Annotated in this window: 21 protein-coding genes; 13 read left to right on the forward strand and 8 right to left on the reverse strand. The window is 38.6% G+C overall.

Annotated features, from left to right (window positions below):
- Positions 1 to 65 precede the first annotated feature (65 nt).
- Positions 66 to 1,565 (forward strand): glycoside hydrolase family 5 protein, encoded by a 1,500-nt coding sequence (locus tag G466_RS21640; RefSeq protein WP_169720745.1) that lies wholly within the window; start codon positions 66 to 68, stop codon positions 1,563 to 1,565.
- Positions 1,566 to 1,589: 24 nt separating this feature from the next.
- Here the strand turns inward: G466_RS21640 and G466_RS0108195 are convergent, their stop codons facing one another.
- Entirely contained in the window at positions 1,590 to 3,968 is a 2,379-nt protein-coding gene (locus G466_RS0108195) for a heavy metal translocating P-type ATPase (RefSeq protein WP_026813236.1), read from the reverse strand.
- A gap of 124 nt (positions 3,969 to 4,092) precedes the next feature.
- Between G466_RS0108195 and G466_RS0108200 the strand changes: the two genes are divergently transcribed.
- Both G466_RS0108200 and G466_RS0108205 read left to right on the forward strand, forming a co-directional pair.
- Positions 4,093 to 4,779 carry a Crp/Fnr family transcriptional regulator gene (locus G466_RS0108200; protein WP_026813237.1) on the forward strand — a complete coding sequence of 229 codons (687 nt, stop codon included), beginning with the start codon at positions 4,093 to 4,095 and terminating at the stop codon, positions 4,777 to 4,779.
- Between the two features lie 251 nt (positions 4,780 to 5,030).
- Positions 5,031 to 5,942 (forward strand): universal stress protein, encoded by a 912-nt coding sequence (locus G466_RS0108205; protein ID WP_026813238.1) that lies wholly within the window; start codon positions 5,031 to 5,033, stop codon positions 5,940 to 5,942.
- Here G466_RS0108205 and G466_RS0108210 read toward each other — a convergent pair.
- Positions 5,926 to 6,147 carry a hypothetical protein gene (locus G466_RS0108210; protein ID WP_026813239.1) on the reverse strand — a complete coding sequence of 74 codons (222 nt, stop codon included), beginning with the start codon at positions 6,145 to 6,147 and terminating at the stop codon, positions 5,926 to 5,928. The genes G466_RS0108205 and G466_RS0108210 overlap by 17 nt on opposite strands.
- Positions 6,148 to 6,283: 136 nt before the next feature.
- On the opposite strand from G466_RS0108210, the gene G466_RS0108215 reads away from it, so the two are divergent.
- Both G466_RS0108215 and G466_RS0108220 read left to right on the forward strand, forming a co-directional pair.
- Positions 6,284 to 6,979 (forward strand): NUDIX hydrolase, encoded by a 696-nt coding sequence (locus G466_RS0108215; protein ID WP_026813240.1) that lies wholly within the window; start codon positions 6,284 to 6,286, stop codon positions 6,977 to 6,979.
- A gap of 323 nt (positions 6,980 to 7,302) precedes the next feature.
- Positions 7,303 to 8,460: a homogentisate 1,2-dioxygenase gene (locus G466_RS0108220; protein ID WP_026813241.1), complete on the forward strand. Its 1,158-nt coding sequence runs from the start codon at positions 7,303 to 7,305 to the stop codon at positions 8,458 to 8,460.
- Positions 8,461 to 8,479: 19 nt separating this feature from the next.
- On the opposite strand, the gene hutG is transcribed toward G466_RS0108220, so the two are convergent.
- The 5 genes from hutG to hutH form a co-directional block, all read right to left on the reverse strand.
- The gene (gene hutG, locus G466_RS0108225) at positions 8,480 to 9,445 is read right to left on the reverse strand and encodes a formimidoylglutamase (protein WP_026813242.1); all 966 of its coding nucleotides are present in this window, start codon (positions 9,443 to 9,445) and stop codon (positions 8,480 to 8,482) included.
- A 568-nt stretch (positions 9,446 to 10,013) separates the two neighbouring features.
- Positions 10,014 to 10,439, reverse strand: a complete 426-nt coding sequence (tnpA, locus tag G466_RS0108235) for an IS200/IS605 family transposase (protein ID WP_026813244.1) — start codon at positions 10,437 to 10,439, stop codon at positions 10,014 to 10,016.
- Positions 10,440 to 10,780: 341 nt separating this feature from the next.
- The gene (locus tag G466_RS0108240) at positions 10,781 to 12,799 is read right to left on the reverse strand and encodes a urocanate hydratase (protein WP_026813245.1); all 2,019 of its coding nucleotides are present in this window, start codon (positions 12,797 to 12,799) and stop codon (positions 10,781 to 10,783) included.
- Between the two features lie 10 nt (positions 12,800 to 12,809).
- Positions 12,810 to 14,057, reverse strand: a complete 1,248-nt coding sequence (gene hutI / locus G466_RS0108245; RefSeq protein ID WP_026813246.1) for an imidazolonepropionase — start codon at positions 14,055 to 14,057, stop codon at positions 12,810 to 12,812.
- Positions 14,058 to 14,092: 35 nt separating this feature from the next.
- Positions 14,093 to 15,673 carry a histidine ammonia-lyase gene (gene hutH / locus G466_RS0108250; protein ID WP_026813247.1) on the reverse strand — a complete coding sequence of 527 codons (1,581 nt, stop codon included), beginning with the start codon at positions 15,671 to 15,673 and terminating at the stop codon, positions 14,093 to 14,095.
- A gap of 78 nt (positions 15,674 to 15,751) precedes the next feature.
- Between hutH and G466_RS0108255 the strand changes: the two genes are divergently transcribed.
- Together G466_RS0108255 and G466_RS0108260 are read left to right on the forward strand one after the other, a co-directional pair.
- Positions 15,752 to 16,654: a LysR family transcriptional regulator gene (locus tag G466_RS0108255; RefSeq protein WP_026813248.1), complete on the forward strand. Its 903-nt coding sequence runs from the start codon at positions 15,752 to 15,754 to the stop codon at positions 16,652 to 16,654.
- A 44-nt stretch (positions 16,655 to 16,698) separates the two neighbouring features.
- On the forward strand, positions 16,699 to 17,250 hold the full coding sequence (locus G466_RS0108260) for a nitroreductase family protein (protein WP_026810965.1): 552 nt from the start codon (positions 16,699 to 16,701) through the stop codon (positions 17,248 to 17,250).
- Between the two features lie 10 nt (positions 17,251 to 17,260).
- Here the strand turns inward: G466_RS0108260 and G466_RS0108265 are convergent, their stop codons facing one another.
- On the reverse strand, positions 17,261 to 17,773 hold the full coding sequence (locus tag G466_RS0108265; protein WP_026813249.1) for a DUF456 domain-containing protein: 513 nt from the start codon (positions 17,771 to 17,773) through the stop codon (positions 17,261 to 17,263).
- A 249-nt stretch (positions 17,774 to 18,022) separates the two neighbouring features.
- On the opposite strand from G466_RS0108265, the gene G466_RS0108270 reads away from it, so the two are divergent.
- The 6 genes from G466_RS0108270 (at position 18,023) to G466_RS0108295 (ending at position 22,666) form a co-directional block, all read left to right on the forward strand.
- Positions 18,023 to 18,322, forward strand: a complete 300-nt coding sequence (locus G466_RS0108270) for a GIY-YIG nuclease family protein (RefSeq protein WP_026813250.1) — start codon at positions 18,023 to 18,025, stop codon at positions 18,320 to 18,322.
- Positions 18,323 to 18,955: 633 nt separating this feature from the next.
- A complete protein-coding gene (locus G466_RS0108275) occupies positions 18,956 to 19,318 on the forward strand; it encodes a BlaI/MecI/CopY family transcriptional regulator (protein ID WP_026810968.1) in 363 nt (120 codons plus the stop codon).
- A gap of 116 nt (positions 19,319 to 19,434) precedes the next feature.
- Positions 19,435 to 20,970: a M56 family metallopeptidase gene (locus G466_RS21645; protein WP_157373836.1), complete on the forward strand. Its 1,536-nt coding sequence runs from the start codon at positions 19,435 to 19,437 to the stop codon at positions 20,968 to 20,970.
- Between the two features lie 207 nt (positions 20,971 to 21,177).
- On the forward strand, positions 21,178 to 21,654 hold the full coding sequence (locus G466_RS0108285) for a hypothetical protein (protein ID WP_026813251.1): 477 nt from the start codon (positions 21,178 to 21,180) through the stop codon (positions 21,652 to 21,654).
- A gap of 13 nt (positions 21,655 to 21,667) precedes the next feature.
- Positions 21,668 to 22,222, forward strand: coding sequence for a crossover junction endodeoxyribonuclease RuvC (ruvC, locus tag G466_RS0108290; RefSeq protein ID WP_026811229.1), 555 nt, complete (start codon positions 21,668 to 21,670; stop codon positions 22,220 to 22,222).
- 72 nt (positions 22,223 to 22,294) lie between these two features.
- Positions 22,295 to 22,666, forward strand: coding sequence for a four helix bundle protein (locus tag G466_RS0108295; protein ID WP_026813252.1), 372 nt, complete (start codon positions 22,295 to 22,297; stop codon positions 22,664 to 22,666).
- Positions 22,667 to 22,682: the final 16 nt, after the last annotated feature.

Genomic DNA, 22,682 nt, shown 5'->3' on the forward strand with positions numbered 1-22,682 from the left:
TGCTCGGGATTTTATTTATAACATGCAAAAGCAAAGGTAATTCTCGGATGACTAATCAATCCAATTTGCCAAAGTCAATTACAATTATCGGTAATCGGTTTGTAGATGAAAGTGGAAGGGAGGTTATTTTAAACGGAATAAATATTGTTAGTAAAAATAAGAATGAGGGGTATATCTTTCAGAGTGGGCCAGAACTGTACGAGAATTTATCTAAATGGGGAGTAAACTGTATTCGGTTTATTATTATTTGGGATCGATTAGAGCCAGAACCAGGGGTCTATAATGAAGAATATTTAAAAGAAATAGATCAGCGCATTGCACTTGCAGAAAAGAATAATCTTTTTGTTGTACTAGATATGCATCAGGATCTATTTAGTGTAAAATATGCCGATGGCGCTCCTGAATGGGCTACTTTAGACGAGGGGAAACCACATACTACAGGTGCTATTTGGAGTGACGCTTATATGATGAGCGAGGCCGTACAAACAGCTTTCGATAATTTTTGGCTCAACAAACCTGCAAGTGATGGGATTGGACTTCAAGATCATTATGCCGCCTTGTGGAAACATATTGCCACTAGGTATGCAGATAACGCTACGGTGATTGGATACGATATTATGAACGAGCCCTTTCCAGGATCTAGTGCTATAGAATCTACTAGAACTTTGCTTAAGGCCTTTGGTGAGTTATATTATTCACATACAGGAGAGATTTTAGAGGAAGAGCAATTAGCAGCTATGTGGGCAGATGAAAAGCAAAGAATGGAGGCGCTAAAATTAATCTCTAACGAGGAAAACTACGATTTTGTTTTTAGTCAGCTTTATAAACTCAACAGGGAATTTGAAACCAATCACTTGCAAAAGATGTATCAGAAGGTTGCCCAGGCGATTCGGGAAGTAGATAGGAACAATATTTTATTTCTGGAACATAGCTATTATAGTAATACGGGAGTGGCAAGTAGTATAGAGAGAACAACCTTACCCGATGGTAGACCAGATCCATTGGTAGCCTATGCCCCTCATGGATATGATCTTGTAACAGATACAGAGGCTGTAGCTACAGCATCAAATGAACGAGTCTCTTATATCTATAATCAGATTGCTAAAAAAGGTGAGCAATTAAAAATGCCGGTCTGGTTGGGGGAGTGGGGTGCTTTTTACGGAAATTCTATAAGTGTTATTCCTACAGCAAAAAATGCAGTGCAATTAATTGAAAAACACCTCTTTGGTAATGCTTATTGGAGCTATGATCCAGGGACGGAGAATTTGGAATATTTTAAGCAAATTCTTGTCCGCGCATACCCAGCGTATGTAAATGGGGAATTGATTAGTTATGGAAATGATTTTGATTCCCAGCAGTTTAATATGGTCTGGAAAGAAGCTAAAAAAAGTAATGCAGGGACTATGGTCTTTATTCCCTCCCTATCCAAATTAAACAGGGAAGCACTAGAGGAATGGGGCGATGTGGAGATAGAAAAAATTAATTATTCAGACGCAGCTTGGTTAGTTATACTACCAGAAGATGGCAAGGGAGAAAGAAAATTAACCCTTTATTTTGATAAGTAAACCTGTCTCGATATAATATGATGTTTAACTATCTAATTTTCTCCCCAATAGATTGGTAGCTATTGTAGTAAACGCTACAATGCTAATAGAGCTCAATGGCATTAGAATAGCTGCAATAACGGGTTGTAACTGACCAGTAACAGCAAAATATAGTCCTATCACATTATACATCAAGGAAAGTAAGAAACTCAGTTTAATTATTTTAATGGCTTTCCTTGAGGCAAGGATATATTGATACAGGTATTTAAAATTCTTAGCATCCAAAATACCATCGCAGGCTGGGGAAAATACATTTACATTCTCCGATATTGCTATTCCTACTTCGGCTTGTGCCAATGCTCCCGCATCGTTCAGGCCATCGCCAACCATTAAAACCTTTTTATTCTGTTCCTGTAATTCGCTTATAAAAGCTAACTTATTTTCCGGTTTCTGGTTAAAGTACATTGCTGTCCCTTGTGGCAATAATTTGTTAAGGGTGGCTTTTTCCCCATCGTTGTCTCCAGAAAGTAGGGCCAGCTCCAGATCGGAGGACATATCCTGGAATATTTCTTTTACCCCGTCCCTATAATGGTTCTGAAAGATGTATCGCCCTTTGTACTCATCGTTGGAGCTGATATGTACAGCAGTTTTTTCCGTAGGATTGGGCTGTGAATTGCCTACAAATGTTGCAGATCCTACCCTTATTTTGTTCTCGGCCGTACCCCCTGTTATACCGTGACCTAGTTGCTCCTCATACTCCGCCAAGGTAATTATATCGTGGTCTGCCAAAAGTTCATATAGCTTTCTGCTCAAAGGATGGTTAGAGGAGCGTAGTGTGTTTTTTAAGAGGGACTCTTCTTCTAAGGTGAGCTCCATTCCTTCGTATTCTACCTTACTGTCAGCGGCGGTGGTAATGGTTCCCGTTTTATCAAAAATTCCAGTGTCTATCTGTGCCAGTTTTTCTATGGTGTTACTATCCTTTAAGTAAAACTTATGGCGTCCGAATAATCGCAGCATATTCCCTAAAGTAAATGGGGCTGCTAAAGCAATGGCACAGGGACACGCTATAATAAGTACCGCAGTAAATACATTTATTACTTTACTAGGGTCTAAAAACATCCAAATTATAGAAGAAACAAAAGCAATAGTCAAAACAGCAATAGTAAATCGCTTGCCAATGCCGTCTGTCATAGTTTTAAAGCTGTTGGACCTGTCGTCTTGGAAAACAGCATTGCTCCACAATTGGGTGAGGTAACTTTGTGAAACAGATTTTACCGTTTCAAGTTCTATGGCACTGCCCAATTGTTTTCCTCCGGCAAAAATTTTATCCCCAGAATTTTTAAGTACCGGCTCGGACTCTCCAGTAACAAAACTATAATCTATTTTTGCATTTTCACTAATCAATATAGCATCAACAGGGATGATCTCCCCGCTGCGTATAAGGAGTCGGTCCCCTTTTTCTATATCATAGACCTGTACGTTTTCTTCTTTATTGTCCTTAGAGATCCTAGTAATAGCAATAGGGAAATAGGACTTATAATCGCGCTCAAAAGAGAGGTAGGAATAAGTTTTTTGTTGAAAGAACTTACCTAAGAGTAAGAAAAACACCAAGCCGGTAAGGCTGTCGAAAAATCCAGAACCCCAATCAAAAATAATTTCAACGGTGCTCCTAATAAAAAGTACAAGAATCCCTAAGGCTATAGGAACATCAAGATTTAAATACCTAGACCGCAGTCCTTTATATGCGGAAATAAAAAAGTCTTGTCCGGAGTAAAAAACTACGGGCAGCGAAAATGCGAACATTACCCATCTAAAGACCACCTTAAACTGTTCCAACCAGTACTCCCCTACATCAAAATATTCGGGAAAGGAAAGGAACATGACATTACCAAAAGCAAAGCCTGCTATTCCTAATTTGTAGATTAAACTTCTATCTTTTCCCTTTTTATCATTATCAAAATCCTTTAGGGAAATATAGGGCTCATACCCAATCCTAGCCAATAGAATTACAAGGTCTTTTAACGAGGTTTTATCCGAATTATAATTGATCCTCACTGTTTTTTCTGGGAAGTCTACCTGAGAGCTTGAAATTCCTGGGGATAACTTATTAAGGTTTTCTAAAATCCAAATACAAGAGCTGCAATGGATATGCGGAATCTGTAAGTTTACAATTTGAAGGCCATTGTCGCTAAACTCGATGAATTTTTCCTGTATTTTTTCGGATTCCAGAAAGTCGAACTTCCCCTCAATTTCGTTGGGAGTAGACCCTGCGGCCGATTGTAAGTCGTAATAATAGGATAGATCATTGCTAGAGAATATCTCATAGACGGTTTTACAGCCATTACAGCAAAAACTTCTTTCATCATAGTTTATTGTAGTATTTCCACAAACATCACCACAATGGTAACAAGTTAGCACATCCATATCATATTTACTTTATACGCATCTGCAAAGATGGTTGCCATGATCTTTTCAAAACATGACAATTGTCAGTTCATCCTATTTTATAAACTTTAATTTTGCAATGTCAGGTTAAAACTTAGTGCATATGAGCAGATGTGAAAATTGTATTATTCGCCAGTTTAATTCCCTGCGTGCTATGAGCAAGGAGGAATTAAAAAGAGTCTCGGATACTAAAACGACCAAAATACTTAAAAAAGGAGAAATAATCTTTGAAGAAGGAGAAAAGCTAAACGGAGTATTTTGCGTTCGTGGCGGGGTTTCCAAGCTTTCTAAATTGAGCTCCAATGGGAAAGATCAAATTGTGAAATTGGCAACCAAAGGGGCTGTATTGGGGCAGCGATCTGTAATTTCCGAGGAAGTAGCCAACCTTAGCGCTACTGCTGTAAATGATATGGAGGTCTGTTTTATTCCTAAAGATGCTATTGTAGATACATTAAATAGTAATCCTAATTTTGCCGTTGAGGTATTACGACATATGGCACACGATTTAAAAGAGGCAGATGACGTTATCGTAAATATGTCCCAGAAAACGGTAAAACAAAGGGTTGCCGAAGCTTTTATTTACCTAGAAGATAATTTTGGAGTTGATGATAAAGGCTATTTAGCCCTTACCCTTTCTAGAGAAGATATTGCTAATGTGGTAGGAACAGCAACCGAATCAGCGATCAGGATTATCTCTGAATTTAAAAAGTTAGGCCTTATTAAAGCTTCTGGCAAAAAAATAGCCATTGTAGATGCTAAAGGACTAGCGGATCTTGCCGTAGGGATATAAGCGGTTGAAATTACTTCCATAATTTTAATTTCTTCTACCAAGTTTCCTTCCAACGGATTAGACTTGTTAGAGCTCCTTATTTTCTTTAGTTCCTATAGTTGTGGTAGTGAATTTTTTACGACCCACTATTCTAGCAATCAGCCATCATCCCTATTCAATATGATAAAAGTCATAGATTCAGCTAGGTGGTTCCATTAATTTTACCTCGATAAAGAGTACTGGATTAAGGAATATTTAAAATCTAAAAGGAATTGAAAAAGATATTGTTGCCAACAGATTTTTCTGCAGATGCCTGGAATGCGGCCAAGTATGCTATTTCCCTTTTTAAGGAGGAAGAATGTACGTTTTATGTTTTAAATACATATACACCAACTATTGCCCATAGTAGGTTTATGGCAACCTCAGTGGTGGGGAAAGCTTGCGAGGATGTGGTTAAGTGTAATTCTGAAAAGGGCCTAAAGCAATTTGTGGAACGCATCAATAACGAATGCTATAATGCTAACCATAAATTTGAAATTATTTCTTCTTTTAGCTTATTGGTAGATGAGATGAAAAATATCATTGAGACCAAAAACATAGATCTAGTTATTACAGGTACAAAAGGGGCTAGCGGATTAGAGGAAGTTTTTATGGGAAGCAATACAGTGAGGATGATAAGATCTATAAAGAACTGTCCGGTATTGGCAATTCCCTGCAATTTTACCTTTATAACCCCTTCCGAGATTGCTTTTGCCACAGATTTTAATCGATTTTATACTAATTCCGAACTTCGCCCCTTGTTAGAAATGGCTAAATCTTTTAAGGCGGCCATTAGGATAGTACACGTGCAATATGAAATTAAAGCCCTAACGGAAGTCCAGCAGTTTAATCTAAATATGTTGCGGAAATATTTAAGTGAGGTGGAGCATTATGTACATACGGTGTCGGAATTAAATTCCGTTTCCAAAACTTTAGAGATTTTTTCCAATGAATTAGGAATTCACTTACTGGCTATGCTTAACTACCAACATAGTTATATGGAAAAAATGACCCGCGAACCAGTAGTGAAGAGGATGGTATTTCATACCCAAATACCGCTATTGGTTATTCCAGAATTGGGCATGGGAACACCACCACATAGTAAGCGTGGTAAACAAGAGCCTGTTTCTAATCCCCCTCAATAGAATGGTCCTCATAAAAATCTTCGAAAGTTTTGTTGGTAGTGTAATCGTCGGTTAGTACCCTATATACCATATAGATAACCATTAACTGTCCCACTACCGTAAGATAAAAGACCCAATTAAAAGGAAAATTCATTGCGGCCATAATAGCAAGTATGACCAAGACCATTGTTGTGGCTATTACCCAGAACATTGCCGATTTTCTCATTTTATTATTAATTTACGAAAAACAGGAGTTCCTTCCTGTTAAGGGAGTAATAAAAAACAGAATGTGAATGCTATTGAGTTTTAAATGTTAAAGGCTTATTTTTGGTATTAATCACGTCAATTTTTGAAAACTATTATTGGTAACTAAAAACAGCTATACCGAAAATTCTAAGATTCTTGTAGCAACCGACTGTATTGTCTTTGGTTTTGACGAAGGGATATTAAAACTATTGGTCTTTAAAAGAAGGATAGCTCCTTTTAAAGGGGAATGGTCTTTAATTGGGAGTTTTGTGAAGGAGGAAGAAAGTGTGACCGAGGCGGCAAGAAGGGTTATGTATCAGTTTACTGGCTTGGAAAATATTTTTCTAGAAGAATTGAAAGTGTATAGCGATGTAGATCGCGATCCCGGAGCTAGGTGTATCTCTATAGCTCAGTATGCTCTAATCAGGATAAATGATTATGATAAGGGACAGGTAGAAGATCACGGAGCCAAATGGTTTGCCTTGGACCAATTGCCAGATCTAGTATTAGATCACAAATGCATGATTTCCGATGCATTGGAGCGCCTCAGAGAAACAGCGATTAGGAAACCTATCGGTTTTGAACTGTTGCCAGAGAAATTTACCATACCACAACTTCAGATTTTATATGAGTCCATTTACCAAAGAAAATTGGATGACAGAAATTTTAGAAAGAAGTTATTATCCTTTGATCTCCTTATTAAATTGAACGAAAAAGATAGGACAACTTCTAAAAAAGGAGCTTTTTTATATCGGTTCGATAATAAGAAATATAAAAAATTGGAAAAATCGGGTTTTAGTTTTGTGCTTTAGCGATTGTAAAACAGGGATTTATTAAGCGAAAGAAATAAGATGCTGCAAAGTGTATTTATAATGAAAGCTTTGCTATCTTTGCGATGTTGTGTTGTGTCCCAGTGAGAATTGGGACTTAGGTTGAAATTGTTGAATAACACTAGATGTAGTTCTGGTACAACAATAACCGATGAAAGGCTTTCCATTATGGGGGGCTTTTTTTATTTAGAACAAGCTGTATTCCCGTATAATTAAGCTTCGAATATTTCCTAACAGCTGCAATTTATCGTATTTTTAATTATGGAATTCCTAGGAAAGGGGTTCAAAATAATAAAACTACAGCAATGCCATTATACCATAAGCTAGGTAAGATTCCCAAGAAAAGACATACCATCTTTAAAAAGCCCGATGGAAGTCTTCACTATGAACAGCTTTTTGGAACTATTGGTTTTGATGGCATGTCCTCTTTAATGTATCACTTACACCGACCTACTATGGTAAAGGAGGTTGGCAAAACTTTGGATATCTCTCCAAGGGCTGCTGTAGACCATAATATAAAATCGCGATTGCTAAAAGGATTTGAGGTTAGACCTACAGATGATTTTTTGGATAGTAGAAAGGTGGTTTTATTTAATTCTGATGTGCATATAGCATTGGCTGCACCCAAAAAGTCCATGACCGATTACTTTTACAAAAATGCGGACGCAGATGAATTATTGTTTGTTCATAAGGGTAGTGGGGTTTTAAAAACGATGTTGGGAGAAATTAATTTTGAATATGGCGATTACCTTTTAATCCCACGTGGGATGATCTATCAAATTCATTTTCATACCGAGGATAATAGGTTGTTCATAACAGAATCTTATCACCCCATTTATACCCCTAAGAGATATCGGAACTGGTTTGGTCAACACCTGGAAAATTCTCCCTTTTGTGAGCGCGATTTTAAGCTCCCTTCAAATCTACAAACCTATGATGAATTGGGGGATTTTCTACTAAAAGTGAAGAAACAAGGGCAGTTGCATCATTTGGTATATGCCTCTCATCCTTTTGATGTGGTAGGCTGGGATGGATATAACTATCCGTATGGATTCTCTATCCATAATTTTGAACCTATTACGGGTCGGATTCATCAACCGCCACCAGTACATCAGACCTTTGAGACCTCTGCCTTTGTGGTCTGTTCATTTGTGCCGCGTATGTACGATTACCATCCAGAATCCATACCTGCTCCTTATAATCATTCCAACATCGATTCCGATGAGGTATTGTATTATGTGGATGGGGATTTTATGAGTAGGAAAAATATAGATCAAGGCTTTATATCCTTGCATCCTGCTGGAATACCTCATGGACCGCATCCCGGTACCTATGAAGCTAGTATAGGGAAATCTAAGACCGAAGAATTAGCGGTAATGGTAGATACATTTAGACCGCTGCAACTCACTCAGGCAGCTTTAGATATAGATGATGGCACGTATTTCCAATCTTGGATGGAGTAGGGTAGGTGTCACCTATTATTTAATGATGTATTACAAAATGAATTAAAGAAGCGGCTAGTTTCGCTGTTTGATGATCTCTATCGTAGGAAGGGTTCAATTCTGCAATATCTAAACTGATCATTTTTTCGGAGTCTTTAATAATCTCCAAACATTCTAAAACTATTTCTGGGGAAAACCCCATTGGTGAAGCTGCACTAGTCCCAGGAGCGTAGGCAGAGGAGAATCCGTCAAGATCAATGGTAGTATATACATAATCTACTTCTTTTATAAAGCGCTCTAATTTAATTTTTAAGTTGGCAAGATGGTGTAGGTTGAAACGTTTGTTTTGAATAACAGTGACGTTTAAGTTTTTCGAGGTATTAAAAAGGGATTTTGTATTGGCATCTTCACGAATTCCGAGACACATATATTTAAATTTCTGATTCTCCAATTTTTGGTCCTGTGCAATCTGATAAAAGGGAGTTCCAGAATTATTTCCAAGGGTATTGGAGCGTAAATCAAAATGAGCATCAAAATTGATGATACCGATTGTTTTGTTTTTTCCGGTGGAAGTCAGGTAGTTTTTAATTCCATTAAAATGCCCGTAGGCAATATCATGTCCACCTCCAATTAGAATAGGAAAGGTGTTTAATTCCAGTAATCGGGAAACACTTGATGCCAGTGATTTCTGTGCCTCTTCCATGTTGGAGTTTAAACACTGAATAGTACCCGCTTCTAAAAGTGTGGTATCCTCACTTAAATGGTTCGGCATTTTAGACAATTGCTGGCGTATGGCATCGGGTCCATCTACGGCCCCAGGCCTACCTTGGTTTCGCCTGACTCCTTCATCACAGGCATATCCTAAAATAGCATAGGCCTGCTCAGAAAATGGGGGAATACCGGTCTCTGTTATGTTAATATGGTGCACCTTTTCATGGAGGTATAGTTCCTTCTCGGAAATTCTTCCATTCCAGAGGTCGGGATTTGTGGGGATATAGTTCTTCATTTCTATAAAATTAATGTTTTGAGCATTATGAACAGCCCCCAGAGGATCTAATTATTTATCTGTCTTTTAGTTTTGGCTAAAGCCAATATATATTATTTTTCTATCCCCTAGCTGAAGCTAGGGGCTTTTCAGCTGAAGCTAGTGAGAATTCAATATAGATAATATTGTTTTATGCATCAGATTGCTGTGGAGTATTTTGGGTGATTATTTGATTCTTAGTTATGCTATGTTATGCTGGATATATTGAGCTTTATTCCCAGACCTATTTGAATAGCCTCCAGATTTATCTAGAGGATGAGGATGTGTACGGTCATTGGACTTTAGTCCAACTGGATGTAATCATAAATTTATCTACGCCTAGAGTTTGGCTAAAGCCAATACACCCTATTTCTTGCTATCAATTTAATATGTATAATATTGTTTAATGTAGGAAATCGCTGTGGTTATGGTTTTGCAATGATTCTAGGTGATGATATTTTATGTATGTAATATTGATTAATATTCCTAGCCTCATTTGAATAGCCTCCAGATTTATCTGGAGGATATAAATGAATCAGATCAATTGACTTTAGTCAAACCTATACTCCTTCATTAACTCATTATCTTCTTCCTGAAAAGTTTTGGTTTTATGATGCTCATCTTGATTTTTTATGTATTCTCTAACCTTGTAGAGCATTGAATAGGATACTGAACCTGCAAAATATTCATCTTGCCATTCAAATTTCGAATTACAGAGATTGTTTTTATTTATCCAATATGAAGATTCTCCTTTTATCAATTGCATAACTTTTCTAATTGTTTGGTCTGTTCCAAGCGATATTAAGATGTGGCAATGATTGGTATAGCCATTAATGAAATCGATCATGATATTCTTCTCTTTTGCATTCTTTTTTATATGATTCCATAGTTGATTTCTTAGAGCCGGGGTATTAAGATAGGGTTCCCTATTCTTGGTGCTAAATACAAAATGAATATAGGTTCTTACAAATGGCATGGTTGGTTTTTAATTCAATATAATCATTAATTATCTAAGCTTAAGGGTTTGGCTAAAGCCAAGATATATTATTATTTCTATCTCCCTAGCTGAAGCTAGGGGCTATTCAGCTGAAGCTAATGGCTATTCATAATAGATTATATTGTTTAATGCATGAGATTGCTGTTGAGGGATTTAGGTGTTTTTGGGATTATACCTCATTCTGTTTTACACTCCTAATTGTGAGGATTAATCTAGGATTAAATTGGTTTGAATAGCCTCCAGATTTATCTGGTGGATTTAGATTTGGATATAATTATCTGACTTTAGTCAAACCGATCGCAGATCAAAATCGATAACAATTAAAATAAATCCTCCAGAAGATCATCCGCTACCATATTCGGTAGGGTTACTTTTAGTTGCGGACTGCGTTCCATTTCTCTTTTTATGGCAAATAAGGCTTCTTCGTTTCTTGCCCAACTTCTCCTAGAGATACCATTATTTACATCATAGAACAACATGCTCTTTAATTTTCTGGATGCTGCTTCAGATCCATCTAGGACCATTCCGAATCCTCCATTTATCACCTCGCCCCAACCTACTCCGCCACCATTATGGATAGATACCCAAGTAGCGCCCCTAAAACTATCTCCAATTACATTATGAATAGCCATATCAGCGGTAAATTTGCTACCGTCGTAAATATTACTGGTCTCCCTGTATGGGGAATCCGTACCACTTACATCGTGATGGTCTCTTCCCAATACAACCGGAGCGGAGATTTCTTTATTGGCAATAGCCCTATTAAATGCTTCGGCGATTTTGGCCCTTCCTTCTGCATCTGCATATAAAATTCTAGCCTGTGATCCTACTACGAGCTTGTTGCTTTCGGCCTCTCTGATCCACTTAATATTGTCTTGCATCTGCTGCTGTATCTCGGGAGGGGCAGTGGCTTCAATTTCTTGCATCACCTCTAAAGCAATAGCATCCGTTTTTTGTAGGTCGGATTTCTCTCCCGAAGTACAAACCCATCTAAACGGGCCAAATCCATAATCGAAACACATAGGACCAAGAATATCTTGAACATAGGAGGGGTATTTAAAATCGATTTTATTATCCGCCATGATATCTGCACCTGCTCTAGAGGCCTCCAATAAAAAAGCATTACCGTAATCAAAGAAGTAGGTACCTTTGGCGGTATGTTTGTTAATGGCGGCTACTTGCCTTCTTAAAGAGGCCTGTACCTTTTCCTTAAAAGCTTCGGGCTCTTTGCTCATCATAGTATTTGCTTCCTCAAAAGTGAGTCCGGCTGGGTAATACCCTCCCGACCATGGGTTGTGGAGGGAAGTTTGGTCGGAACCTAGATGGATAGCTATATCCTCCTCATAAAATTTCTCCCAAACGTCCACAATATTTCCAAGATAGGCTAGGGAAACTACCTCTTTCTTAGTAATGGCTTGCTTTGCTCTTGTGGTTAGCTGGTCTATATCCTTTATAAGTTCATCTACCCATCCCTGTTGGTGTCTTTTTTCTGCAGCTGCTTTATTTACTTCAGCACAAATTGTAATGCATCCAGCAATATTCCCCGCTTTTGGTTGTGCTCCGCTCATGCCTCCGAGTCCGGCAGTAAGGAATATTTTTCCCGCTGGAGTCTCATCAGCTTTCAACACTTTTCTAAAAGCGTTCATTACGGTGATAGCGGTACCATGGACAATTCCTTGCGGACCAATATACATATAGGAACCTGCTGTCATCTGTCCGTATTGCGTAACGCCTAGGGCATTGTATTTTTCCCAATCGTCCGTTTTAGAATAGTTGGGGATCATCATTCCGTTGGTAACGACTACTCTTGGTGCCTCTTTAGACGAAGGGAATAACCCCATAGGATGGCCGGAATAGATGTGAAGCGTTTGCTTTTCCGTCATATTTGCCAAATACTGCATGGTGAGTAGGTATTGCGCCCAATTCTGAAATACGGCCCCATTTCCGCCGTAGGTAATAAGTTCTTCGGGATGTTGTGCTACAGCAGGATCTAGGTTGTTTTGTATCATCAACATAATGCTGGCAGCCTGAGGCGTTTGAGCAGGATACTCATTTATCGGTCTAGCATAGATTGGATATTCTGGTTTAAAGCGATGCATATAGATTCTACCTAGGGTATTCAGTTCCTCCGCAAATTCTTTTGCCAGCTCGGTATGCCATGCTGCAGGGAAATACCTCAAAGCATTTCTAATGGCCAGTTTTTTCTCTTCCCTGGAGAGGATATCCTTGCGGATAGGTGCTCTATTGGTATTTTTTGGATAGGTTCTTTTTGGGGGTAACTCGGCCGGAATCCCTTGTAGTATTAGTGCTTTAAAATTGCCTTTTTTCACAGCTGCCATATTTTATCGATTATTGTCCAACTACAAGTCTGCCTTTTTTCCAAACCATAGTAGGTTGTAGCATTCCCTGATGGTATAATATTTCCTTATAGTTATGGGTGGGGAATGCGATGAAATCTGCTAGGAATCCCGTCTCAATTTTCCCTCTATCTTCTAATCCTAATGCTGCAGCAGCTCTATAGGTAATTCCAGAAAGCACTTCAGTATTGCTGAGTTTTTCAAAAGTTCCCAGTACAGCGGCTTGAATTAGCAAGTTACCCATGGGGGCAGAACCGGGATTCCAATCACTTGCAATGGCAACGCTAGCCCCAGCATCCAACAATCGGCGGGCGGGAGTGTAGTTGCAGCCCAACCCCATAGAGGCACCTGGTAGGGCAGTGGCAATTACATTACTATTGGCTAAAAGCTGAATTTCGGTTGCTGTACTGGCTTCTAAGTGGTCGGCACTAATCGCCCCATATTCTACGGCTACGGCACTACCGCCCGTAGAGAATTGATCGGCATGTACCGTAATATCAAACCCCATCTCTTTCGCCTTTTTAAAATAAGGAGCGATAGAAATAGCAGAATAGGCACCTTCCTCTAAAAAAGCATCTATTCTAGTGGCTAGATTTTCTTCCTTTAAAATTGGGAAAAGGGTAGTGCTTATTTCTGATAAATATTCTTCAGGAGTGCCCTTATAATCGTTGGGCATCATGTGGGCTGCCAAACAGGTCGGAATAAGGTCGGCTGCAATGGCTTTATTTGCGGTTGCAATAGCGTTTAGTATTTTCAGCTCTTCCTCTACTGATAGCCCGTAGCCGCTTTTAACTTCTATGGTAGTTACCCCTTGGTGCAAATGTCTATTGGCTCGGTCTTTTATTCCTGTAACGAGCTTCTCAGCACTCGATTTCCTAGTTTGGGTAACCGTATCCCATATCCCTCCGCCGGACTGGGCAATTTCCAAATAGGTCTTGCCAGCATTTCTTAGGGCGTAGTCGTTGGCTCTACTTCCTCCAAAACAAATATGAGTGTGGGCATCTATAAAGCCAGGCAGACATACTAGATCTGAATCTATGGTTATGGTTTTTGCATTTAAATCCCGAGCCTCTTTTTTTAGGTCCGAAAAATGCCCTACTGCGTAGATTTCATTGCCTTTGGTAATAATACCCCCATTTTCAATTATTGGTAGTTGACTGTCTTGTAAGGCACCCTTTATTGGCATGCCAGTCATCGTTAAGAGTTGCTTAAAAGGACCTATGAGTGAATATTGATTCATGTCTAATTTTTTTGATTTGCTTACACTTCTGATTATTAATAATTCTCAAACTCCCCCTCAAACGGACTGTTCGGTGTAAGCTTATGTTGTTTCATTACCTTTTGAACGATGCGGATGAGGGTCTTATTCTGAATAATATCGATTCCCTTTTCAATGTCATCAGAAAAGACGCGGTCTTTATTGGCAAAGGCTACTTTTTCGCGGACTTTCTTATGTATTTCATCCAGGATAATGCCTGACTTCAAGGGCTTTCTAAACTCGAATGCTTGGGCAGCGGTCAGAAGCTCTATAGCCAATATTTTCTCTACATTTCCCAACACCTGCAGGGCCTTTCTTCCACTGATAGATCCCATACTAACATGGTCTTCCTGTCCCAAAGAGGTGGGTATACTATCTGCGCTAGCGGGAAAACAAAGCCCCTTATTCTCACTCGCCAAAGCCGCGGAGGTGTATTGTAGTATCATATAACCCGAATTAATACCTGTGTCTTCCATCAGTAATTTGGGAACACCAGGACTATTTCCTTCTAAAGCGAGGTAAATCCTTCTGTCTGAAATATTGCCTAGTTCAGAGGCTGCCAAGCAAGCATAATCTAACACCATGGCTAAGGGCTGACCGTGAAAGCTTCCTCCGCTGATGGTTAAGTCTTTGTCAATAATAATAGGGTTGTCGGTAACCGAATTAAGTTCTATTTCCAAAAGTTCTTTTAGATGCAGCCATGCATTTCTAGAGGCGCCGTGCACTTGTGGAATACATCGCAAGGAATAAGGATCTTGTACTCTTTCGCAATTAATGTGGTCTTCCATAATTTCAGAACCTTTTAGTAAAAACCGAATGTTCGCTGCAACGTGGTCATTCCCTTTAAAAGGACGTAATTGGTGTAGTTCTTTAAAAAAAGGCTTAACGCTTCCCTGTAGGCCTTCTATCATCATAGCGCCAATAATATCTGCTTGGGTAAGGCAAGCCTGCATTTTCTCTACCACCTTTACAGCATGGGCAGCTATAAACTGGGTGCCATTTATTAAGGCTAACCCCTCTTTGGGACCCAATTCTAAGGGCTGGAGTCCCGCTTTTTTAAATAGCTCCGCCGTAGTCATTACCTTTCCATTGTAATTTACTTTCCCCAGTCCTATTAAGGGCAGAAAGAGATGGGAAAGGGGAGCCAGATCTCCGGATGCTCCAACAGAACCCTGTGAAGGAACAATGGGTATTGCATTATTATCTATATGCCATAATATGCGGTCTAAAGTAGCTTCTGCTATTCCAGAATACCCTTTGGCTAGGGAGTGGACTTTTAGAACCATCATCAGTTTGGCAATTTCTGTTTCTATTGGTGGTCCAACCCCTACACTGTGACTTTTTAAAATATTGGTCTGTAATGTTTTGACTTCCGCTTTAGATATTTTGGTGGTGCACAAGGGACCAAATCCGGTATTGATTCCATATACCGGATCACCTTTCTCTACAATGTTGGCAACCACACTAAAACTAGATTGTATTTTTTCTCTTGTAGTGGAAGAAATCTCTCCTTTAATACTACCCCTGGCAATGGATAGTGCCGTTCCTGCGGTAAGATGATCCTCTCCAAATTGGAATGGTTTTGTTGAACTGGACATAGATGATTTTTTATGAATATAAAATTATTGATTAAGTTTGATAATTTCCAATACCAATAAGTTAGGTAATTAATAACTATGAGTTATCTAATAGAGCTTAGACATTTTAAATACTTTCTAGCAGTAGCGGAGGAACTGCATTATAGGAAGGCAGCAGAAAAACTGAATATTTCTCAGCCTGGGTTAAGCAGGCAAATAAAGCAGATGGAGGAGATTTTGGAGGTGGATTTGTTTGTTAGAAGCAAAAGGAAAGTGACCCTTACTGCTGCTGGGGAATACCTGAAAGGGGAGGTGGAGTTTATTTTAAATCACCTAGAGGTTACTAAAAAGCAATTGAAATATGTTAGTCAGGGCGATTTTGGAGAGGTGCGGATCGGATTTTTAGGTTCTGCCATGCAAGAATTGATCCCCAAGTTATTGATTAATCTCAAAGATAAGTTTCCTGGGATACGTACCAGTTTAGAGGAAGTTTCTAATAATGCTCAAATAAATGCCTTGCTAAAGGATAGATTAGATATGGGATTTGTGCGTTTGTCCAGAGTTCCAGATGGGTTTAATATTAAACCTGTGTATGAGGATACCTTTTCTGTGGTATTACCTGAACAGTATCCGTTGTCTTCTCAGAATTTTAAGGATGTTAGTCAGTTATCCAAGGAGAATTTTATACTATTCTCCCAAGATTATAGCCCGTTGTATTATGATACCATAATGAGTATATGTGAAGATGCAGGTTTTACTCCTAAAGTGTCTCACAAATCGGTGCATGCCCATACTATTTTTAAGTTGGTAGAGAATAATTTGGGGGTGGCTATAGTCCCCACTTCTTTACAGTATGGATTTCAGATGAAGGTGAAATTTATAGAGTTGAAAAATATTCCTCAGAAAGCCGTCTTATCCATGGTTTGGAAAGAGGATAATAGAAATCCTGCTTTGAGGCATTGTGTTAATTTATTGTTGGATGAGGCATCTAATGCCAATTGATAATGTAATTTTATACCTAATTCAAATTTATATAAATAAAACATATGATTTTTGATGTAATAAAGAAAAGACGATCGGTTTTCCCCGCGCAATATATAGATACTCCAATTGCTAAAGAAGACATTAAAAAAGTATTGGAAGCCGCCAATTGTGCTCCAACTCATAGAAAAACGGAACCATGGCGCTTTAAGGTATTACAAGGAGAGGCTAAGGAGAAATTAGGAATGTTTCTGTCTTTAAAATATATGGAAACAGATCCTAGTCCAAAACAGTTCAAAGCCGGAAAATTGATTCAAAACCCTAAAAAAGCAGGTGCTATTATTGCTATTTGCATGCAGCGCGATCCTAAAGAAAGTGTACCAGAATGGGAAGAGGTAGCAGCAACGGCTATGGCAGTACAGAATATGTGGCTCTGCTGTACCCAATTAGGAATAGGATGCTATTGGAGCTCACCTGGGTTGATAAAGCATATGGATGAATTTTTTCATTTGAATGAGGGCGAAAAATGCCTTGGATTTTTCTATATGGGCAATTATGAGGGGGAAATCCCGGAAGTAGAACGAGGTTCTTGGGAAGAAAAGGTAACTTGGATGTAGTTCGCTTTGTTTACAGAAACGGAAATAGGGCCGACTTATATTCCCAGGCTTTATAGATAAAAAGCCCTAGATAGATTATGGTGACCATGAATTTTATAAAGGTTCCCGTAAGAAACCCTAAAAAAGACCCAAAAGCAGCCTTCAGGGCTGTTTTTTGGTCTGCTTTATTGATCAATTCTCCTACCAAGGCGCCCACAAAAGGCCAGATAATAATTCCGAAAAAACCGAGAATCGGAAAAATAAGGGCCACTATTAAGCCGACAGTAGTGCCTATCATTCCCCATTTACTACCCCCAAATTTTTTGGTTCCCCATACGGGAATAATATAATCTAGGGCAAAAACTAGAATTGCTATGCCTAGGGTAATGCCCAAGAACACCCAATCATCTGGCACCGCTTTGGTAAGGTGAAGTAGAAGCAGGCCAATCCAACTTACCGGTGTTCCTGGTAAAACGGGAAGAAAACTGCCCAATATCCCTACCACCATTAAAAGAAATCCAAGAAATAATAATATGATGTCCATGTACCGCCTTTAAATTCTTTAGAGTTTATTAGGTGTTGGACGAAGATAAGGGAGAATTGTTACAGTAGCTTAAGAAATGACTGTGGTAGTCACTTCAACAGAGCCCATTTCGGGCGACGAGAAGTCGCAAAAGATTGGCTTTGGAGATAATATTTTTCATTATTATTTGTATCTTTCCAATTGCCTTATTCACAGATTAATCAACGGAAATTATTTATTATCTTATAGTAATATCAATCCAAGTTTTAAGTGTTTTTCAATCACTTCGTATATATAATCACCAATGAATATCGCACAACACTATACGTTGGGGTAACCAATAATATACAACGCAGACTTTCCCAGCACTATTTTGATAGTCAAAATTCCAAAAAATCCTTTGCAGGAAAATATAACTGTATTTACTTGGTGTATTATGAAGGATTTGAAAATCCAAAAACCGCCATTTCCAGAGAAAAGGAAATCAAAAAATGGCGAAGAGAAAAAGAGAATAGTCTTATTTCTTCTTTCAACCCTAAATGGGAAACCCTCAATAATCAGATATTTTAACTGGAGTAAAACAATTTGTTTCTCCTTATCAAATGACTGAGTTAGTCACTTCGACGGAGCCCATTTAGGGCGACGAGAAGTCACACAAGATTGGCTTATGGGGTGGCTAAGTTTAATTTTTCCAAGACAGTTTCATCTTTTACTTTATTAAGGTTATCGTTTAGCCACTTGTGTGATTTAGCTCATGGTATTTGTATTTCAGGGGTATTCGTGAACCTTCGGTTTCTCCTCCCTCCGGTCGTTCGAAATGACTGGATGCGTCACTTCGACATGAGGTGCATTTCCGCACCGATTGAGAAGTCGCACACACTTGGCTTTATTGTAACTAAGTTTAATTTGTCAGGATAGTTACATTTTGTATCTCATTGAACTTCTTTCTTAGTAATAAGTGTGATTTCTCTCTATCGTTCGAAATGACTGTGGTAGTCACTTCGACGGAGCCCCCTTTTCCGCAACTCCCAATGGGCTCGGGAGAGAAGTCGCACTTACTGCTTTTTATATTGGTGAGGCACTTAAAAAATTCACTTTTTCTTAATCAAATTCACCTCAATACAAAATTTAATAACTAAAACATTAGTTTAAACTAATAATTTAGTTATATTTGATTTAAAGTTAAACTAAAAGCTTAGTTGTATGAGACAGTTGACCAAGGCCGAAGAGGAGGTAATGCAAGTGTTATGGCAGTTGAAAAAATGTAATGTAGCGGCAATTATAGACGAACTACCGGAACCTAAACCTGCCTATAACACGGTATCTACTATTGTCCGGATCTTAGAGAGCAAAGGGTTTGTAGACCATGAGAAGGAGGGAAGGGGACATTTATATTTCCCACTGGTGAAGAAATCGGACTATGGGAACCAATCCATTAATAAGTTGGTGGATGGTTATTTTCAAGGTTCTTTTAAAAGTATGGTTTCTTTTTTCATGAAGAAAAATGATATGAGTCTTTCCGAGTTAGAATCCATTATGAAGGAAATTAAAAAAGAAAAGGAATGATACAGTATATCCTAGAATGCATGGCGTTTCAGCTTTTATTTTTAATAGTGTATGACCTGTTTTTAAAAAGGGAGACTTTCTACTAATGGAACAGGGCATACCTTCTAGGCTCCTTCGTGCTTTCTATATTACTTCCGTGGATTAAAATTGAGGCGTTAAAGACTACCGTATCGCAGGAATCCTTTGTTTGTCCAGAATATCTGTGGGGCATGGAACTATCGGCTGGAGTGGTAGGAACCCCTAAACCTACACCTTCAATCCAATTTTCTACCACCGAAATGGCGTTATATGGAGGAATGCTCTTAGCAGCAGTGTTGTTTTGCTTTAAACTGGATCAGCTGTATCGACTTAAAAGAAAGGGCGAGATCCGCTACTTTGAAAGTTTTACCCGAATAATGGTGCACAATAGTCAAATGGCCTTTTCATTTTTTAGGTCCATTTTCATAGGGGACAAAGTATTGGAAAAGGATCATGATAGTATCATTCAGCACGAGCTGGTGCATATAGAACAGCGACATTCATTGGATTTATTGTTCTTTGAGGTCATGCGGATAGTGGCTTGGTTTAATCCCATGGTCTATGTCTATCAAAACCGAATCTCCGAATTGCACGAGTTCATCGCCGATGCAAAAGTGGCCAAAACCCACAAGGAAGAACAATATCAAATGTTGTTATCGCAGGTTTTTCAGACCCAAAATATTTCATTCATCAATCATTTTTATAAAAGTTCATTAATCAAAAAACGAATCGTCATGTTACAAAAAACGAAATCAAAACAAATCTGGAGGTTAAAGTATTTGTTAATGCTCCCTTTGGTGGCAGGTATGTTGGCCTATACTTCATCCGAAGCTCAGGAAGCTCAGAAAAATGATTTGGAAAGCATAGCACTTCCCGAAATAGTTGTTAATGGATCGGAAAATGCCACCATTTCCCGGTCCGGTAATTGGGATAGGGCTGATGTTGAAATTATGGATAAAATTCCTGTTTTTGTTTCTTGTGATAAGGAAGCTGATAGGAATGCTTGTTTTGAGACCGAGTTTAAATCGTTTGTACTTGAAAATTTAGAATATCCTATAGAGGCGAAGAAGAAAGGAATTCAAGGTCGTGTTAATGCAATGTTTACTGCAGGGACCGATGGTAGTATTGGAGGATTAAGATTCAGAAGTACAGCTAAAATTTTTGAGGAGGAAGTGAAGAGAGTGGTATCCAATCTTCCAAAAATGATTTCAGGTGAGCATATGGGAAAGAAAGTAGAAATTACTTTCACCATTCCTATTACATTTAAATTGAATGAGCAGTCAGGTATTGATATCCCTTTTGCAACCGTAGAGAAGGTGCCCGTTTTTCCCGGCTGTGAGAATGCGGAGGATAAAAGAGCCTGCTTTAATGAAATGATGCAAAATCATATAAGGGAGAATTTTAGATATCCCGAAGAGGCTCAAAAGGATAGTATTCAAGGTCGAGTGAATATTTTGCTTGTCATTCAAGAGGATGGGAGTATAGGCGGTGTTAAAACGAGGGGTCCAGATACACTTTTGGAGGACGAGGCCGCTCGGATTATTTCTCTATTACCTAGCATGACTTCGGGTAAACAAAAAGGTAAAAATGTCAGGGTGCCTTATTCCATTCCCATTACGTTTAAGTTGCAATAGAAGAATAGTGGAAGATTAAATTCCGATAGTTCGCTGGCTATCGGAATTTTGTGCTTTTGATAATGGATATAATAGAAGGAAGATAACCTAAACCCCAAAACCTCTATTTTTCTGCTAAAAGAATATCCGAAATAAAGCAGGAAATTCACGTGAATGCCTACTAAATTGAGCAAATTATTGTAATTTCCGCCCTAGAATATGGCATTCATGAGGAAAATTGTGGTTTTGGCTTGTATTTGTCTTTTTGCCTCTTGTGATTGGTTTACTTCTAAAGAAGATAAAACCCAAGAATTGGTGCATGAGGAAATGCAAAATATTAACTTTAATGAGGTAGACCGTTATCCGATGTTTTCTGATTGTGACGAAATGGTTTCTAAACCAGCGCAAAGAATATGCTTTGAGACTACCTTACTTATGCATTTTTCAAGGACTTTGGAGGACTTCGATTTTGTAATCGATACCGAAGTGAAAGATACTATATACGTGGATTTTATGATGGACAGAAATGGGTCGATTTCTGTATTGGGGATTCAGAAAAATTCCAATATAGATGATCAAATGCCCGAGTTTAATGGCATTATAACACAGAGCCTAAAAAGTATGCCCAAAATAGAACCCGCCCTTAAAAGAGGTATTCCCGTAAATGCCAAATTCCGCATTCCTATTGTACTCAATAGTAACTAACAAATAGCTTTTTTTGAAACACGAAAAAATTATATTGGGGATCGATCCTGGTACCACTATCATGGGTTTCGGTCTAATAAAAGTGGTGAATAAAGAAATGGAGTTCCTCCAAATGAACGAACTTCTTTTGCAAAAATATAGCGATCCCTATACCAAACTGAAACTTATTTTTGAACGCACCATAGAGCTGATAGATACCTATCATCCAGATGAAATTGCCATTGAGGCTCCGTTTTTTGGGAAAAACGTACAATCCATGTTAAAACTTGGTAGAGCCCAAGGGGTGGCCATGGCCGCAGGATTATCACGAGAAATTCCCATAACGGAATACCTGCCCAAAAAAATAAAAATGGCCATCACCGGAAACGGAAATGCCAGTAAAGAACAGGTAGCCAAAATGCTACAGAGTGTCCTTAAACTAAAAACACTCCCCAAAAATCTAGATAGCACCGACGGACTCGCCGCAGCAGTATGTCATTTCTATAACGAAGGCCGTATAGAAGTCGGCAAAAATTATAGCGGATGGGAAGCCTTCGTAAAGCAAAACGAGAAACGGGTGAAGAAGTGATCAGTGTTCAGTGTTCAGTGTTCAGTGTTCAGTGGTCAGTAAATAGTAATCAGTAAAGGAAACGAAAGTAATATGAAATTTCAAGATCTTTTGGCTTATCGCAAATCTTTTGATTTGGCAATGCGTATTTTTGAAGTGTCAAAATCGTTTCCAAAAGAGGAGGTGTATTCCTTAACGGATCAAGTTAGGAGATGTTCAAGAAGTGTGTCTGCAAATATTGCCGAGGCCTACGGAAAGCGACCGTATCAAAAACATTTTATCAGTAAATTAAGTGATAGTGATGCGGAAAATTTGGAATTACAGTCATGGCTAGCGTTTGCTCTTTCTTGTAAGTACTTAGAAAAGCATATTTTTGATGAGCTTATGGAGGAAAGTCACCAAGTGGGCAAATTAATTAATTATATGATGGCAAATCCTCAAAAATTTGGTTCCAAACAAAACTGACTACCGATTACTAATT

The organism is Arenibacter certesii DSM 19833 (assembly GCF_000429545.1).
GTDB lineage: Bacteria > Bacteroidota > Bacteroidia > Flavobacteriales > Flavobacteriaceae > Arenibacter > Arenibacter certesii.